We start from the raw sequence: 15,960 nt of genomic DNA, 5'->3' as shown, positions 1-15,960 counted from the left end.
GGCAGCTCCTGGCGCAGGACCGGCGCAGGGCCGCCCGGCCCGCTCCGGAACGCCCTCCGCCCTGCGCCGGACCACAGCCATCCGCCACGCGCACAGCGCGAGCGCCACGGCCGCACCGCAGGCCACCGCCGCTCCCCCGCCCGGGGCTCCCAGGCCGATCACCGCCCCCGCCCAGGCGGCCAGTGCGGGCGCGACCAGCCGCAGATCGGCAGGGCCCTCTTGATGCGGGTCCGAGGCGCCGTGCGAGGACGCCGCCGTGGCGTGCACGGTGGCGCGGAGACCGGTCACGGCTGGACCAGGGGGCGCAGATCGGCGAAGCGGCGGTCACCGATGCCGGTCACCTGACGGAGCTGGTCCACCGAGGTGAACCCGCCGTGCCGGGTACGGAATTCGACGATGTGCCGGGCCAGGACGGGCCCCACACCGGGGAGCGAATCGAGCTGCTGCTCGGTCGCCGTGCTGAGGCTGACCGGTCCGGCCGGACCGCCTCCGGCCCCTGGCGACCCGCTTCCCGGCCCGGACGCCCCCGGTCCGGCGGGCGCGGGAGCGCCCCTTGTACCCGCGGCACCCCCGGCCGCACCGACCACGATCTGTTCGCCGTCGGTCAGCAGCCGTGCCCGGTTCAGCCCACCGGTGTTCGCTCCCCGCAGTACCCCACCCGCGGCCTGCAGCGCATCGATCACCCGCGATCCCGGCGGCATCCGGCGAATGCCCGGGTGCCGGACCTTGCCCGTGACATCGACGACCAGTTGCCGGCCCGCGCCTCCCGGCGGGCCGTGCGCCATCGCTGCGGCGGACGACGACGGCAGCGTTGGCGGATGCGGCGCGGGGCCGGAAGCCGCGGGCCGCTCGGCCGCCGGGGCCCGTACCGGTTCGGGGCGGCCGGCCCAGAAGTGCTGTACGGCCAATCCCAGCGCCAGCACGAGCACCAGGACCAGGGCGGCGAGCATCTTCGGGTCGGCGCCGCACCGTAACTGCACCCAGAGCGGCAGCCGTTCGCGTACGGCAAGCCACACCCGCTCCCGTCGGCGCGGCCCCGGCGGATCGCCCCCAGGAGGCGGCGGACCGTTCCCGGGAGGCGGCGGGCCACCCCCGGTCACCGCAACCCCAGCCCTGCCCGGCCCAGGCCCGGCACCCGGCCCCGCCGCCCCCGCACTCGCGTCCGCGCCTGCACCCGCACCCGCGCCCGCATCACCGAAGATTGCCGCGACCCGGTCCCGCACCCGCTCGCGCTCCCGCTCCCGCCGCTCCGACGCACCGGAAGGAGCCAGGGGACCAACGGCGGTGAACGGGGAAACGGAGGCAACGGTCAAGCCCGAAGAGGTCAAGCCCGAGGACGCCGAGCCCGAGGACGCCGGCCCTGACGGCCCCGAAGGCCCCCAAGACCCCCAAGGCCCAGAAGACCCCGAAGACCCCGAAGACCCGACCGAGGACGCCGGATGCGGCAAGGCCCACGAGGCCGGCAAGGCCGGCAAGGCCGGCAAGGCCGGCGAAAGCGACGGGACGGAAACAGACACGGAAGCAGATGACGAGGCCGGGGAAGCTGCCCACGCAGATCGAAACGAGTTCATACCGACCGACGCTAAGCACATCGCGCAGATCTCGCCGAGCTGCCGCAATTCCGGTGGATGAAGCCCGAGTTGTGGACAACTTTGTCACCCACAGGAGGTGCCGCGGCTCCCCCTCACCGCGACGAAACCACGACCCCCAACAACCCCGGGCCCGTATGCGCGCCGATCACCGCGCCGACCTCGCTCACCAGGAGCTCGTTGAGTCCCGGCACCCGCTCCCGGAGCCGCTGGGCCAGAGCGTCCGCGCGCTCCGCCGCGTCGAGATGGTGCACCGCGATATCGACCTGGCCCTCGCCGGCCCGCTCCGCGGCAAGCTCCTCCAGCCGTGCGATCGCCTTGGACGCCGTACGGACCTTCTCCAGCAGATCGATCCGCCCGTCGGCCAGCTGAAGAAGCGGTTTGACGGCGAGCGCCGAGCCGAGCAGCGTCTGAGCGGCACCGATACGGCCGCCGCGGCGCAGATAGTCGAGGGTGTCGACGTAGAAGTAGGCGGAGGTGGCAGTGGCACGCTTCTCAGCGGCGGCCACCGCTTCGTCGATGTCCCCGCCCGCCTCCGCCGTCTCCGCGGCGGCGAGAGCACAGAAGCCGAGGGCCATCGCGACCATGCCGGTGTCCACGACGTGTACGGGTACCGGCGCCTCCTTGGCCGCCAGCACCGCCGCGTCGTACGTACCGGAGATCTCCGAGGACAGATGGAGCGAGACGATGCCGCTCGCACCGGCCGCCGCGACCTTGCGATAGGTGTCCGCGAACATCGTGGGGGCGGGCCGGGAGGTGGTCACCGGCCGGCGCTTCTGGAGTGCCTGGGCGACGGATCTCGCGGAGATCTCGGTGCCCTCTTCCAAGGCCTGGTCCCCCAGGACGACGGTCAGCGGAACGGCCGTGATGCGGTGACGCTCGACAGCCGTCCGCGGCAAGTAGGCCGTGGAATCGGTGACGATCGCGACATGGCGGGACATGAATGGGAGGTTATCCGGGGATCCGGACGCCGCACAGTGCGGGCCCCTCCCCAAGATCTTCCAGGTTTCCCCAAGGCTCTGCCAAGAGGGCACCGGAGCATGCCGTCCCCGTTCCCGGACCCGCGATAAGCGCGACGCCGCTGACGCTCCGGGCCGGGCTTCTTCTCCGTCTCCCTCTCGGGCCCCGCCCCGCCCCCGCCCACCCCACCCCTCACCTCACCTCACCGAGGTCTTCTCACGGCCTCACCTGGTCCTGCCCTCCGTTGGCCGTGCCCTCCGTCCGTGGCGCCCGTGAGGCCCGTGACGTCCGTGACGTCCGTGACGTCCGTGTCCGTGGGGCCTTCTCCCATGGGTAGGACGGCTGGGTGCGCGGGTCACGGGCGGTGAGCGCCTGCGGGCCCTCAGGTGCCTGCCCCTCGGAGCGGCCGCCCTCGGACCCCGACGGCCGGCCCGTCCGGACGCCGGCGTCCGAGGCCCCGTCGGCAGCACGCGCCCCTGACGACTCATCCGCAGCCGGCTGTCCGGGCTCCCACAGCGGGTCCGCGGCATCCTCGACCCGGGTCCAGTGGCGCAGCGCCCCCGCCTCGACATCGATCTGGTCACTCAGCGCCGCCAGATCGTCGTCCGCGAACTTGCGGGCGCGGTCCCGGGCGGCCCAGCGCAGCGACTCCGCGGAGTGCGTGATCCGTTCCGTGCGTTCCCTGAGCTCCGGGAGGCGCGAGGCGATGGTGGCCCGGTCGGGCTCGCGTTCGAGCCGCTTGAGTTCGTCGTCGAGCTCATGGTCATGGGCGCTCAGCCGCTCGAAGAGCCCTATCGCCTCGCTCAGGGAGGCATCGTCGGACGAGCCGCCGCGAAGCGCCTCCTGGGTGGCACGCATGGACATACGCAGCGAGAGACGCAGCTGGGCGAGTTCGCCGACCACTCCGGGCTGGGCGAACTGCCGGGCGCGGAGGCTGGTGTCCTCGACGGTTCTGCGGGCCTGGGCGACGGTGCGGTCGACGCCGCGCTTGGCCGCCGTCACGGCCTTGACCGTGACGAACACGCCTGCCAGGACGAACAGCACGAAGAGCAGCCCGACGATGGCGACAGCAGCTTCCATGGGCGCTCCCCAGACGTGTCGGCGGCGCCGGTTCCTCGCCTGCGCCCTTGTCCCTCCACGGTAAACGGCTCGGGCAGGTCACGGGTTCCGAACGAACCCCCAACCTGCCCGTAGGGGAAACCACCCATGACGCCGACGCGGCAGCGGCAACGACACCGCACACGACCGGAAGCCCCGGCCACCGGAGCGGCACCACCCACCGAACACACCGAACACACCGAACACACCGAACACCGGAGGCGGCACCACCCACCGAACACCCCGCCCACCGGAAGGGGCATCACGCCCAAGCCCCCACCCGGGCGCCCGGAACCACTCCCGGGCGCCCGGCGACGACCTACGCCGGGACGATGTTGACCAGCTTCGGTGCCCGGACGATGACCTTCCGGATGCCCGCACCGTTCAGCGCCGCGACCACGGCCGGCTCGGCCAGCGCCGTCGCCTCCAGGTCCGCGTCGGAGATCGACGGGGAGACCTCCAGGCGGGCCTTGACCTTGCCCTTGATCTGCACGACGCAGGTCACGGTCTCGTCGACGACATACGCCGGGTCGGCCACCGGGAAGTCCGCGTGCACCACGGTGTCCGGGTGGCCCAGCTTGCGCCACAGCTCCTCGGCGATGTGCGGGGCCAGCGGGGCGATCAGCAGCACCAGCCGCTCCGCGACGGTGCGCGGAACGGGGCCGCCCGTCTTGGTCAGGTGGTTGTTCAGCTCGGTCACCTTGGCGATGGCGGTGTTGAAGCGCAGGTTCGCCAGGTCCTGGCCGACACCGTCGATCGCCTTGTGCAGGGCACGCAGGGTGGCCTCGTCCGGCTCGGTGTCGACGACGGTGACCTCGCCGGTCGCCTCGTCGACGACATTGCGCCACAGGCGCTGCAGCAGGCGGTACTGGCCGACGACGGCCCGGGTGTCCCACGGCCGCGACACGTCCAGCGGTCCCATCGCCATCTCGTACAGGCGCAGGGTGTCCGCGCCGTACTCCGCGCAGATCTCGTCGGGGGTGACGGCGTTCTTCAGGGACTTGCCCATCTTGCCCAGGACACGGCTGACCTTCTCGCCCTGGTAGTAGTAGCCGCCGTCGCGCTCCTCGACCTCGGCGGCCGGGACGGCGATGCCGCGGCTGTCCCGGTAGACGAAGGCCTGGATCATGCCCTGGTTGTACAGCTTGTGGAACGGCTCGGAGGACGAGACATGGCCCAGGTCGTGCAGCACCTTGGACCAGAAGCGGGCGTACAGCAGGTGCAGCACGGCATGCTCCGCGCCACCCACGTAGAGGTCCACGCCGCCGGCCGGCTGACCGTCGCGCGGGCCCATCCAGTACTGCTCGATGTCCGGGTCGACCAGCGCGTCGGCGTTGCCGGGGTCCAGGTAGCGCATCTCGTACCAGCACGAACCCGCCCAGTTGGGCATGGTGTTGGTCTCGCGGCGGTAGCGCTTGATGCCGTTGCCGTCGCCCAGGTCCAGGTCGACGTGGACCCAGTCCTCGTTGCGGGACAGCGGGGTCTCCGGCTGGGTGTCGGCGTCGTCCGGGTCGAAGGTGCGCGGGGAGTAGTCCTCGACCTCGGGCAGCTCCAGCGGCAGCATCGACGCCGGCAGCGCGTGCGCCACGCCGTCCTCGTCGTAGACGATCGGGAACGGCTCGCCCCAGTAGCGCTGCCGGCTGAACAGCCAGTCGCGCAGCCGGAAGTTGACGGTGCCCTCGCCGATGCCCTCGGCAGCCAGCCAGTCGGTGATCTTCGCCTTGGCCTCGGTCACTCCCAGACCGTCCAGCGAGACCGCCGCGCCCGACGAGTTGACGATCTTGGCGTCGTACGAGGCGAAGGCGTCGTCCCAGGTGGAGGGGTCGGTGCCACGGTCGTCCGACGGCTCGACCACACAGCGCATCGGCAGCTCGAAGGCGCGGGCGAAGGCGAAGTCACGGCTGTCGTGCGCGGGCACGGCCATGATCGCGCCGGTGCCGTAGCCCATCAGGACGTAGTCGGCGATGAAGACCGGGACCTGCGCGCCGCTGACCGGGTTGGTCGCGAACGCGCCGGTGAAGACGCCGGTCTTGTCCTTGGCCTCGGCCTGCCGCTCGACGTCCGACTTGGAGGCGGCCTGCTTGCGGTAGGCGGCGACGGCGTCGGCCGGGGTGGCGTGCCCGCCGGTCCAGACGTCGTGGGTGCCCTCGGGCCAGGCGTCCGGGACGATCGATCCGGTGCCGTTGTCGGAGCCGGCGACCAGCGGGTGCTCGGGCGCCAGCACCATGTACGTCGCGCCGAACAGGGTGTCCTGGCGGGTGGTGAAGACCGTGATCTTGTCGGAGTCGCCCACGGGGAAGTCGACCCGGGCGCCCTCGGAGCGGCCGATCCAGTTGCGCTGCTGCAACTTGATGGCCTCCGGCCAGTCCAGCGCGTCCAGGTCGTTCAGCAGCCGGTCGGCGTAGGCGGTGATGCGCATGTTCCACTGGCGCAGCTTGGCCTTGAAGACCGGGTAGTTGCCGCGTTCGGAGCGGCCGTCGGCGGTGACCTCCTCGTTGGCCAGTACGGTGCCCAGGCCGGGGCACCAGTTGACCGGCGCGTCCGAGGCGTACGCCAGGCGGTACTCGCCCAGGACGTTGGCCCGCTCGATGGGGCTCAGCTCGCTCCAGGCCCGGCCGTCAGGCGTGGGGCGGGTGCCGGCCTCGAACTGGGCGACCAGGGTGTCGACCGGACGGGCCGCGTCCGCCTCCGGGTCGTACCAGGAGTTGAAGATCTGCAGGAAGATCCACTGGGTCCACTTGTAGTACGCCGGGTCGATCGTCTCGACCGAGCGGCGCTGGTCGTGGCCCAGGCCCAGGCGGCGCAGCTGGCGCCGCATGTTCACGATGTTGGCCTCGGTGGAGACCCGCGGGTGGGTGCCGGTCTGGACGGCGTACTGCTCGGCGGGCAGGCCGAAGGCGTCGAAGCCCAGGGTGTGCAGGACGTTGTGGCCCGTCATGCGCTGGTGGCGGGCGTAGACGTCGGTGGCGATGAAGCCCAGGGGGTGGCCGACGTGCAGGCCCGCACCCGACGGGTAGGGGAACATGTCCATGATGAACTTCTTGGGGCGGGCCGCCACCGCGGCGTCACCGGCCAGACCCCCGGTGGGGTTCGGGGCCTCGTAGGTCCCGTCCGTCTCCCAGAAGTCCTGCCAGCGGGCCTCGATGTCGGCGGCCAGCGCTGCCGTATAGCGGTGCGGTGCTGCCACCTCGGCAGCGGTGGTCGTCTCGCTCATCGTCCTCAAAGCTCCATCGATCGTCTCTGCCTGCGGAAACGCGCCACAATCCCGGCACGCCGGAAACAAAAAGACCCCTCGCACAGGAGGGGACGCCGCGCCGATTCCGACGGGTTCTGTCATCCGTCGGTACTGATCAGCGCGGCCCGCTAAGCAGAAGGCGTACGGCACGCATGGCGTCAGGGTACCGCAGGGCGTCCGGGGCCCGCGCTGAGGATTCCCCCAACACGGGCCCCGCCCCCGTTACGCCTCACTCCCGCCGCCGCCCCACCGGGTCACGGACGGCGCGGGCCGGCGGCCGTTGCGCGCCCGGTTCAGGGGCGGTAGGAGCTCACGTAGCCGGCGCCCGGCGAGCCCACGCCGGTGACGTCGTCGTAGCCGACGCCCGCGTGCAGCGAGCTGTCCTTGCCCAGGCTGCGCAGCGAGGTCGTGGTGCCCTTGCTGCCGTCGGTGCCGTTGACGTAGTCGACGCGGACGACGGCCAGGTCACGGCCGGCGCCCAGCGGGTGGTCGGTGACGTCGTGGTAGGCGGCGGTGCCGTAGCGCTGGTAGATGGCGGGGTTGGCGAAGCCGATGGCGACGCCGTGCCGGGCCTGCTGCGCGAGGGCCTGGACGCCGGCGATCACCGGTGCGGCCAGCGAGGTGCCGCCGATGCGGTACTCGTCATAGCCGAGCTTTCCGTCCGGCAGGGTCTGGGTCTGGCCGACGAGGAACCCGGTGTTGGGGTCGGCGACCGCGGCGATGTCGGGAACGGTGCGCATCGCGCCGCCGCCGTTCGCCTTCGCGAGCCCGTCCGGCACGACGCCGCGCTGGTAGAAGGGCTGCGCCACGGTCTTGCTGGTGCCGCCGCCGGCGCCGCCGTTGAAGGTGCCGGGGAAGCCGGTCCAGTCGTTGCCGTCCTTGGACAGCAGCGCCTTCTGGGTGCCCCAGCCGGTCTCCCACTGGTAGGAGTCGTGCTTGCCGACGGCCAGGGAGGTGCCGCCGACGGTGGTCACCCAGGCGGAGTTCGCCGGGCTGTCGACCTGCTTGGTGCCGGTCTTGGCGACCTCGTCACCGTCGTCGCCGGAGGAGAAGTAGAAGCCGATGCCCTGCACCGCGCCCTGCTGGAAGAGCTGGTCGTAGGCGGCCGCCGAATCCGGGGTCTCGTTCGCCTCCAGGTCGCCCCAGGAGTTGGAGACCATGTCGGCGAGGTGCCCGTCGACGACCTTGCCGAGTGAGTCGATCAGGTCGTCGTCCATGCAGGAGGCGCCGCCGACGTAGACGATGCCGGCGTCGGGGGCGACCGCGTGGACGGCCTCGACGTCGAGGGTCTCCTCGCCGTACCAGCCGGCCGCGCCGCAGTCCTCGATGTGCGTGTAGTCCCTGGGCAGCACCTGGGACAGCTGGCCGCGGCGGTAGCGGGGGTCACCGTTACGGGCGGCGTAGGTGTCCGCGTCCTTGGCGATGCTCGGCGAGGCGTAGGCGTCGGTGATCGCGACGGTGACGCCCTTGCCGGTCCACTTCTTCGCCCCGTAGGCGGCACGCAGCTGCTTGCCGGTGTAGCCCTTGATCGCGTACGGCGCCTTGTTCCCGTAGGCGGACGGCAGCTTCTTGTCCGTCGTGGAGCCGAAGTACGAGGAGAACGGGCCGGAGTTGCGGAACACACCCTCCGGCGGCGGCAGTTCGCCGGAGTGGTGCCGGGCCATCCGCGGTGCGTTGTCCAGGCCGGTGACCGTCAGCACCGCGTCGGCCAGGGTGGCGGGCGCGGAGGCGGTGGTCGACGGGGCGTGGTAAGTGTGGCCGCTCTTGCGGTAATTGTGCAGGTCGGTGGCGAAGGCGCGCTCGGCGGCGGCCGCATCGCCCTTGACCGTCACATACCGGTTGGTGGTGCCGGTGACCGTCAGGCCGGACTTCTTCAGCCAGTCGGTCACCTTGGCTATCTGGTCGTGCGTGGCACCGAAGCGGGCCCGCACCTGGCCGGGGCTCAGGTACTTCCCGTACGCGGCGGAGTGCGGGTCGGACACGGCCCTGGCGTAGTCCGCGAGCCCCTTGGCGTCACGGCCCGCCAGGTAGACGCGGGCGGTGACGCCCGCGGAAGCGGAGGTGTCGCCCCGGTCTGCCTGCCGGGTGGCCCACAGGGGCTTGGTGCCCTGCAGTGCGTGCCGTCCGCCGTCGTGGCCCGCGGCGTCGGCGGCGGGCGCACCGAGCGCGAGCGCGCCGGCGACCAGCGGCAGCGTCGCTGCCCAGGCCAGAGAGGCGCGGGCGCGCAGTGATCTGGTGCGGCTGGATCTCATGTAACCCCCTGCTGTGGCGATGCGGTGCGCTGCGGGGTGCCGCGCTGCGCCGGTACGCGGGTGCGCGGCACCGCACAAGCGGTGAATGCGTGGGATGTGACGTTCACGCGATGCGCCACTCTTTCGGTGAACTGTTCATGTCAGGGACATGCGATCACCAAGAAGAGACCAAGGAATGACAAGGACTGGCCACGAATGGACACCGAGCGAACATTCAACTCGCCATAACGGACGCCCCTCTGACCGGACATCAGGTCAACCCGGGAGGAATCGCCGCCGTGGCCAGGGGGCGGCCGGGACACCCGCCCCATGGGCACACACGACGAAGCGGGCCGTCCGCATCGGACGACCCGCTTCGCTCTCTGTGGAGCTAAGGAGAATTGAACTCCTGACCTCCTGCATGCCATGCAGGCGCTCTACCAACTGAGCTATAGCCCCGTATTCTGTTTCCCGCCCCGGTGTTCCCCGCTGCGGCATCGCCTACATTACACGGACCTCCCCGGCTTCTGCCAAATCGTTCCGCCCGGGGCCCCTCGGCCGCTCTTCCCGGGGCCCCCGGCAGTCGCGCCCGGGCCCCTCGGCGCGACGCGCGGTACTGTCGGCACGCCGTGTCCGATTCGTCCTGGGGGAGCCGTACGCCGTGACCGCGCTGGAGCTGGAAGCGTCCACCGACCCCCGCGGCGGCCATCCCGGCAGGGGCCTCCTTCGCCGGCACCCGACCCGTGCGGCGGCCCTCGCCTGCCTGGTCTCGTTCACGCTCTTCTGGTTCGCGCAGCGCCTCGCCCACGTGACGATGCTCGACCTCATGGTCTACCGCGCCGAGGGCTTCACGGTCCGCAACGGCGGGTCCCTCTACGACATGGTGGCGACCTCGGCGCACCTGCCCAACACCTACCCGCCCTTCGCAGCGCTGCTGTTCACCCCGCTCACCCTCCTCGGCGTCCCCGCGATGCGCACCCTCGCCACGGCCGGCAACCTCGCGCTGCTCCTCGCCGTCGTCCACCTCTCGCTACGGCTGGCCGGCCGGCCCCGGCATCTCCCCCGGCCCGCCGCGACGCTCGCGGTCTCGGCGCTGCTGGTGTGGTGCGAGCCGGTGTGGACGACGCTGCGCTACGGCCAGATCAACCTGCTGCTCGCCGCGCTCGTGCTGTGGGACCTGACCCGCAGGGACACCCACCGGCTCGCAGGTGTCGGCACCGGGATCGCGGCCGGCCTCAAGCTCACCCCGGCACTGTTCGCCGTACTCCTCGCGCTGGCCGGCGCCGTCCGGGCCGGGCAGCTGCTCCGCTCCGGCGCGGGGGTGCGCGCCGCCCGCAACCCCTGGCTGCGGCAGGCCGGCGTCGCCACCGCCACCTTCCTGGCCACCGCCCTCCTCTCCGCGCTCGCGCTGCCGCGTGACGCGCACCGCTTCTGGACCGAGACCGTCTTCGCCGCCGACCGGGTCGGCGAGGTGGAGATCACCGCGAACCAGTCCCTGCGCGGCGCCCTCGCCCGGCTGCTGCACACCCACGATCCGGGCCTCGTCTGGCTGGTGGCCGCCGGTCTGACCGCGGCCCTCGGCCTGGCACTGGCGGCCGCGGCGCTGCTGCGCGGCCGGCGCGACTGGGCGGCCGTCACCTGCGCGGCGACCGCACTCCTGGTCAGCCCGATCTCCTGGTCCCACCACTGGGTGTGGTGCGTACCGATGGTGATCCTGCTCGGCTCCGAGGCACTGCACCAGGCCCACACCGCCGCACGACGCTGGTGGGCGGCGGCCACCGGGCTGGGCCTGCTGTTCTGTTCCTTCGCGCTGTGGTGGGTACCGCACCGCTGGCACCACCACGAGGAACTGCACCAGAACGGCGTCCAGATGCTGCTCTCCGACGTCTATCCGCTCGCCGGTCTTGCGCTGCTGGCACTGGCCGGGGCCCGGCTGTGCCGGCGCGGCAGGCGGCCGGGGAGGGGCAGCGGGTCCCGGACGGCCAGTGCCGGTGGCGGTGGGTGAACCGGCAGGCCGCGGCCCGCGGTGGTGGGTGACCCGCACGGCCGTTCCGACGGTGGTGGATGAACCGGACGCCCGCGCGGCGGAATGACGTGGCGGCCCTCACGCCCCGGCGCCCCAACACCGGCCCCTGCCCAACGCCGCCCGCAGACCCGGCAGTTCCGCCGTGTCCCGGCTGCCGCCGCCTTCGCCGGGGCGGACCCCGCTCAGGCCGTCGCGAACGAGTAGAAACGCTTCAGGGTGCAGTGCTCGTCCAGCAGCCGTCCGTAGATCGGCTCCCCGTCGAGCTCCCGGTAGGTCTCGATGGGGTCGCCCTTTATGACGAGGGCGCGGGCGCATTCCTCGCACCAGTACTGGTACTCGGCGTTGACCGGTTCCATGTCGCGGACGATCGGCGTACCGCTGCCGCACCAGTCGCATTTCCTGCTGTGGGCGCCCATCCATCAGCTCCAACTGCGGCCGCAGGCCGTACAAACGAAGGAAATGCCGCCGTCGTCCCCCAGCACCTGCGCCACAGGGGAGGCGCCGCACGAGGAGCACTGCGGAGCGGAACCGTCATCGCCGCCGGCTGCGGGGAGCGCAGCGTCCACGGGGCAGGTGAAGCGGAGCGCATACTCCGGCAGCCAGTCATGACCCTGCGCCTCGGCCACGTCGAGCAGGTCGTTGACCTCCTCGAGGATGCTCGTGGGCATCGCGATCTCTCCTCCCCTGCCGGCGCCGTCCGATTCTGCCACGGACCACGGGCCGGGTCAGGTCCGCCTTCTCGTCATCCCCGCGAGAGCGCCCACCGCGGCCGACCCGGCCAGCGCGAGCAGGGTTCCCCAGAGCGCCTGCGACGCCGCGCCCGCTCCCGTTCCCGCCTCCGCCTCCGCCTGCCGGTGGAGGAAGAGCGCCCCGAAAAGGGAGGTCCCCAGCAGCAGTCCGACCTGGTTGACGGTCACCACGAGACCGCTCGCATCCGCCGCGTGCTCCGTGCTTACGGTTCCCAACGCGGCGGCAAGATTGGGGCTGTGGGCGAACCCGAGGGCCACACCGACGCCGGCATACGCCGCAAGCAGCCGGATGCCGTCTCCGGCTCCGCCGCCCCTGAGCGCCAGCCCGATCCCCACCAGCACCGCGGACAGCATCACGAACCCGCCGGGGACCAGCAGGGGGTGCACGCGCGCGGGCAGCCGCCGCCACCACAGCCCCACCGCCCCGTACGCGAGAGCCGTCGGAACGAACAGCAGCCCGGTGCGCAGCGCGCTGTAGTGGAGCGTGTTCTGGAAGTGCAGCGTCAGTACGAACATGTAGCCCGCGTTGACCGCCATCACCAGGGCAAGCCGGATCACCGACAGCGGCATCCCCGGCGCGCCGAGCACCCGCGGCGCGATCAGGGGAGCCCCGCCCCGCCGTGCGCGCCGGGCCTCGTACCCCGCGAACACCCCCAGCAGCACCCCACCGGCGGCAAGCGACCACCACGTCCACGCCGGCCGGCCCGCCTCCTGACCGAGCACCAGCGGCACCGTTACCAGTACCAGCGCCGCCGCGAGCAGGACCAGGCCGGGCAGGTCCAGACCGCGTGCCGTACCGGACGGCCGGTCCCGGGGGATCAGGCGTGGACCGGCCGCCAACAGCAGCGCCCCGATCGGCACGTTCACCAGGAACACCGGCCGCCAGCCCGCGCCGAAGAGGTCCGCGCTGACCAGGACGCCGCCCGCGATCTGCCCCAAGGCCGCCCCGACGGCCATCACCGCGGTGTAGGCGCCGAGTGCCCGCGTGCGCGCCGGACCCGTATGGGTGCGCTGGATGATCCCCAGCACCTGCGGGATCATCACCGCCGCACCGGCTCCCTGGACGGCCCGGAAGGCGATCAACTGGCCGGCTTCCGCGGCCAGTCCGCAGGCCAGCGAGGCCACGGTGAAGACCGCGAGCCCGGCCAGGAACGTCCGCCGCGGGCCCAGCAGTTCGCCGATCCGCGCACCGGTGATCAGCAGCGCCGCGTACGTGATCGTGTAACCGGCGATCACCAGTTGCAGCGCGGCACCCGAGGCGCCCAGATCGGCGCCGATCGACGGGGCCGCGACGGTGACGATGAAGGCATCGAGCAAGGCCATGAACTGCCCGGTGAGGATCACCGCCAGGGTGCGCCCGGCACCCCGCGAACGGGCGCTTTCGGCCCCGGGCGCGCGGCCGTTGTCAGTGCCGGGGTCTTTAATGGCCGGTGGAGTCGGTGCCGTGAGCACGGGCGCCGGCGGCGCCCCCGAGGAGAAGTTGTCCGTCATGCCGGTGAGCCTGTCGGCGGACGGATGCCTCTCCCGAGAGCCCGCCGATGCTGGTACCGACAGCACCTGGCAGGCCCGCGCGCCTGCCCCGACGATGGGGGTGTGAGCAGCATGGTGAGCGCGTCCCGGCGGACGGCCGAGCGGCGGCGTCCCGAACTGGCGGCGTTCCTGCGCGGCCGCCGCGCCCGGGTGACCCCTCAGGACGTCGGTATGCCGCCGGGGCTGCGCCGCCGCACTCCCGGCCTGCGCCGCGAGGAGGTCGCCCAGCTCTCCGGTGTCGGCGTGACCTGGTACACCTGGCTGGAACAGGGCCGCCCCATCAACGCCAGCGGCCAGGTACTGGACGCCGTGGCCCGTACGCTCCGCCTGGACGACGCCGAGCGCGAGCATCTCTATCACCTGGCGGAGGTTGCGTACGCCCCCGCCCGTGAGGCGGACGCGCAGTCGGCCGACCCGGAGGTGCAAGGCATCATCGAGGCGCTGGTGCCGCTGCCCGCGGTGGTCTACAACGCCCGCTACGACATCCTGGCCGCCAACGCGGCCTACCAAGGCGTCTTCCCCACGACCGCACCGGCGCGCGGCCCGTCCCGCAACCTCCTGTGGCAGCAGTTCACCATGCCGCCCTGCTGCTGCACGATCGTCAACCGCGACGAGGAGTTCCCCGCCCTCGTCGCGCAGTTGCGTGCGGCGTACGGCCGTCATGTCGGCGAGCCGGCCTGGGAATCGCTGATCGGGCGGCTGTCCCGGACCAGTGCGGAGTTCGCGCGCCTGTGGGAGGCCGGGGACGTCTCGCCACGGGGAGACCGCATGAAGGTGATCCAGCACGCCTCGGTCGGTGAGATACGGCTGGTCTCGACGTCCCTGTCGGTGGGCGGCGTCCCGGAGACCCGGATCGTGGTCTACACCCCGGCCGATGAGGAGAGCCGGGAGCGGACGGCGGTGCTGCGTGGCATCCACGACCCGCTGACCGGCTGTCCGGAGCATCTGCGGCCCGCTTCCGAGGCCCGCGCGGAACTGGAGCGGAGGTGGCAGCTCAGCGGCCGGGCGCACAGGGAGCCCTGACCGCGCGGCCCCGGCCGGGCGGATCCGGCAGAACGCAGGGATCCCGCACGACACGGAGAACCGGGTAAACGGAGAACCGGGCACGCGGAGAACCGGCACAACGCAGAGATCCCGCCTCCGTCTGGAGGCGGGATCTTCCGGGCTGTGGAGCTAAGGAGAATTGAACTCCTGACCTCCTGCATGCCATGCAGGCGCTCTACCAACTGAGCTATAGCCCCGGGTCTTGTTCCGCTCCCCCGGGTTTCCCCCGGCGGCGCCGCGAACAAGAAGAACTTTAGCCTGCGACCTGCCCAGATGTGAAATCCGGTCTGCCGGGGGCGCCCGGCGGGCTCAGTCGTCGTCGCCGAGCACGGGCTCCGGCAGGGTGCCGGCATTGTGCTCCAGCAGGCGCCAGCCGCGCGCGCCCTCGCCCAGCACCGACCAGCAGCAGTTCGACAGACCGCCCAGGCCCTCCCAGTGGTGGGCCTCCAGGCCGAGCAGCCGCCCGATGGTGGTGCGGATGGTGCCGCCGTGGCTGACGACGACCAGGGTGCCGTCGTCGGGCAGCTTGTCGGCGTGGCCGAGCACGACGGGGGCGGCCCGGTCGGCGACCTCGGTCTCCAGTTCGCCGCCACCGCGCCGCACCGGCTCACCGCGCTTCCATGCGGTGTACTGCTCGCGGTACTGCGCGACGATCTCGTCGTGCGTCAGCCCCTGCCAGGAGCCCGCGTAGGTCTCCCGCAGGGCCGCGTCGTGCGTGACCTCCAGGCGGGTGAGCGCGGCCAGCTCGCTCGCGGTGGTCGCGGCCCGCTGCAGGTCGGAGGCGACGATGGCGTCCGGCCCGAGGGCGGCGAGCAGGCGGGCGGCGCGGCGCGCCTGGCCGCGGCCCTCCTCGGTCAGCTCGATGTCCGTCGACCCCTGGAACCGGCGCTCCAGATTCCAGGCCGTCTGGCCGTGGCGCCAGAGGACGATGCGGCGGCCCCGGCCGCCCTTGGTGCCGTTCAGAGCAGCTCTCCGTCCTGCTCGCCGGCCGTGGCCTCGGCGTGCTCCGCGGCCTTGCCGCGGGTGGCCTTGGCCTCCTCGGGGAGGTCGATCTCGGGGCAGTCCTTCCACAGGCGCTCGAGCGCGTAGAAGACGCGCTCCTCGCTGTGCTGGACGTGCACCACGATGTCGACGTAGTCGAGCAGGACCCAGCGGGCCTCGCGGTCGCCCTCACGGCGGACCGGCTTGGCGCCGAGGTCCTTGTTGAGCCGTTCCTCGATCTCGTCGACGATCGACTTGACCTGGCGGTCGCTGGGTGCCGAGGCCAGCAGGAAGGCGTCGGTGATCGAGAGGACGTCGCTGACGTCGTACGCGATGATGTCGTGCGCGAGCTTGTCGGCCGCGGCCTGTGCGGCGGCGTTGATGAGCTCGAGGGAACGGTCCGTGGCGGTCACAAGGGGCTTTCCGGGTCGAGGGGCAGCCTCTCCGGCCGGGCAGGGGCAGCTAGCTCACTACTGAGCCGCGGCGCGTGCCGCAGTCCCCGTGGACGACCGGATCG

13 protein-coding genes and 2 tRNA genes are annotated in these 15,960 nt (G+C 72.2%); 3 read left to right on the top strand and 12 right to left on the bottom strand.

Going from position 1 to position 15,960, the window contains the following annotated elements:
- Positions 1 to 284 precede the first annotated feature (284 nt).
- A complete protein-coding gene (locus D9V36_RS29645; protein ID WP_347239764.1) occupies positions 285 to 1,016 on the bottom strand; it encodes a ComEA family DNA-binding protein in 732 nt (243 codons plus the stop codon).
- Between the two features lie 268 nt (positions 1,017 to 1,284).
- On the opposite strand from D9V36_RS29645, the gene D9V36_RS29640 reads away from it, so the two are divergent.
- Positions 1,285 to 1,632, top strand: a complete 348-nt coding sequence (locus tag D9V36_RS29640) for a hypothetical protein (protein ID WP_129296447.1) — start codon at positions 1,285 to 1,287, stop codon at positions 1,630 to 1,632.
- Between the two features lie 52 nt (positions 1,633 to 1,684).
- On the opposite strand, the gene D9V36_RS29635 is transcribed toward D9V36_RS29640, so the two are convergent.
- The 5 genes from D9V36_RS29635 to D9V36_RS29615 form a co-directional block, all read right to left on the bottom strand.
- Entirely contained in the window at positions 1,685 to 2,530 is an 846-nt protein-coding gene (locus D9V36_RS29635) for a DegV family protein (RefSeq protein ID WP_129296446.1), read from the bottom strand.
- Between the two features lie 235 nt (positions 2,531 to 2,765).
- Complete coding sequence (locus D9V36_RS29630) at positions 2,766 to 3,629, bottom strand: hypothetical protein (RefSeq protein WP_241721098.1); 864 nt, start codon at positions 3,627 to 3,629, stop codon at positions 2,766 to 2,768.
- Positions 3,630 to 3,966: 337 nt separating this feature from the next.
- The gene (locus tag D9V36_RS29625; RefSeq protein WP_129296445.1) at positions 3,967 to 6,861 is read right to left on the bottom strand and encodes a leucine--tRNA ligase; all 2,895 of its coding nucleotides are present in this window, start codon (positions 6,859 to 6,861) and stop codon (positions 3,967 to 3,969) included.
- A gap of 314 nt (positions 6,862 to 7,175) precedes the next feature.
- Entirely contained in the window at positions 7,176 to 9,134 is a 1,959-nt protein-coding gene (locus tag D9V36_RS29620) for a S53 family peptidase (RefSeq protein WP_129296444.1), read from the bottom strand.
- Positions 9,135 to 9,499: 365 nt separating this feature from the next.
- Positions 9,500 to 9,572 (bottom strand) — tRNA-Ala (locus D9V36_RS29615).
- Positions 9,573 to 9,774: 202 nt separating this feature from the next.
- On the opposite strand from D9V36_RS29615, the gene D9V36_RS29610 reads away from it, so the two are divergent.
- The gene (locus tag D9V36_RS29610; RefSeq protein ID WP_129296443.1) at positions 9,775 to 11,118 is read left to right on the top strand and encodes a glycosyltransferase 87 family protein; all 1,344 of its coding nucleotides are present in this window, start codon (positions 9,775 to 9,777) and stop codon (positions 11,116 to 11,118) included.
- A 203-nt stretch (positions 11,119 to 11,321) separates the two neighbouring features.
- On the opposite strand, the gene D9V36_RS29605 is transcribed toward D9V36_RS29610, so the two are convergent.
- Genes D9V36_RS29605 through D9V36_RS29595 form a run of 3 tightly spaced genes read right to left on the bottom strand, consistent with a single transcriptional unit; the run spans position 11,322 to position 13,379 of the window.
- Positions 11,322 to 11,555, bottom strand: coding sequence for a hypothetical protein (locus D9V36_RS29605; protein WP_129296442.1), 234 nt, complete (start codon positions 11,553 to 11,555; stop codon positions 11,322 to 11,324).
- Between the two features lie 3 nt (positions 11,556 to 11,558).
- Positions 11,559 to 11,807 carry a hypothetical protein gene (locus tag D9V36_RS29600; RefSeq protein ID WP_129296441.1) on the bottom strand — a complete coding sequence of 83 codons (249 nt, stop codon included), beginning with the start codon at positions 11,805 to 11,807 and terminating at the stop codon, positions 11,559 to 11,561.
- Positions 11,808 to 11,864: 57 nt separating this feature from the next.
- Entirely contained in the window at positions 11,865 to 13,379 is a 1,515-nt protein-coding gene (locus D9V36_RS29595) for an MFS transporter (protein ID WP_129296440.1), read from the bottom strand.
- Between the two features lie 111 nt (positions 13,380 to 13,490).
- On the opposite strand from D9V36_RS29595, the gene D9V36_RS29590 reads away from it, so the two are divergent.
- Positions 13,491 to 14,441, top strand: a complete 951-nt coding sequence (locus D9V36_RS29590) for a helix-turn-helix transcriptional regulator (RefSeq protein WP_129298772.1) — start codon at positions 13,491 to 13,493, stop codon at positions 14,439 to 14,441.
- A gap of 145 nt (positions 14,442 to 14,586) precedes the next feature.
- Here the strand turns inward: D9V36_RS29590 and D9V36_RS29585 are convergent.
- From D9V36_RS29585 to rsfS, 3 genes are all read right to left on the bottom strand, one after another.
- Positions 14,587 to 14,659, bottom strand: a tRNA-Ala gene (locus D9V36_RS29585).
- Between the two features lie 112 nt (positions 14,660 to 14,771).
- Positions 14,772 to 15,425 (bottom strand): histidine phosphatase family protein, encoded by a 654-nt coding sequence (locus D9V36_RS29580; RefSeq protein WP_129298771.1) that lies wholly within the window; start codon positions 15,423 to 15,425, stop codon positions 14,772 to 14,774.
- Positions 15,422 to 15,856: a ribosome silencing factor gene (rsfS, locus tag D9V36_RS29575; protein WP_088797625.1), complete on the bottom strand. Its 435-nt coding sequence runs from the start codon at positions 15,854 to 15,856 to the stop codon at positions 15,422 to 15,424. Before rsfS ends, D9V36_RS29580 begins: the two co-directional genes overlap by 4 nt.
- Between the last annotated feature and the right edge of the window lie 104 nt (positions 15,857 to 15,960).

Origin of the sequence: Streptomyces lydicus (assembly GCF_004125265.1) — a bacterium.
In the GTDB taxonomy this organism is placed as follows: domain Bacteria; phylum Actinomycetota; class Actinomycetes; order Streptomycetales; family Streptomycetaceae; genus Streptomyces; species Streptomyces lydicus_C.
This window is presented reverse-complemented; position numbering and strand designations above follow the sequence as displayed.

Coding starts and splice junctions, on each gene's coding strand:
- D9V36_RS29595 (WP_129296440.1), bottom strand. CDS start 13,379: ATGACGGACAACTTCTCCTCGGGGGCGCCGCCGGCGCCCGTGCTCACG.
- D9V36_RS29635 (WP_129296446.1), bottom strand. CDS start 2,530: ATGTCCCGCCATGTCGCGATCGTCACCGATTCCACGGCCTACTTGCCG.
- D9V36_RS29605 (WP_129296442.1), bottom strand. CDS start 11,555: ATGGGCGCCCACAGCAGGAAATGCGACTGGTGCGGCAGCGGTACGCCG.
- D9V36_RS29630 (WP_241721098.1), bottom strand. CDS start 3,629: ATGGAAGCTGCTGTCGCCATCGTCGGGCTGCTCTTCGTGCTGTTCGTC.
- D9V36_RS29600 (WP_129296441.1), bottom strand. CDS start 11,807: ATGCCCACGAGCATCCTCGAGGAGGTCAACGACCTGCTCGACGTGGCC.
- D9V36_RS29620 (WP_129296444.1), bottom strand. CDS start 9,134: ATGAGATCCAGCCGCACCAGATCACTGCGCGCCCGCGCCTCTCTGGCC.
- D9V36_RS29625 (WP_129296445.1), bottom strand. CDS start 6,861: ATGAGCGAGACGACCACCGCTGCCGAGGTGGCAGCACCGCACCGCTAT.
- D9V36_RS29590 (WP_129298772.1), top strand. CDS start 13,491: ATGGTGAGCGCGTCCCGGCGGACGGCCGAGCGGCGGCGTCCCGAACTG.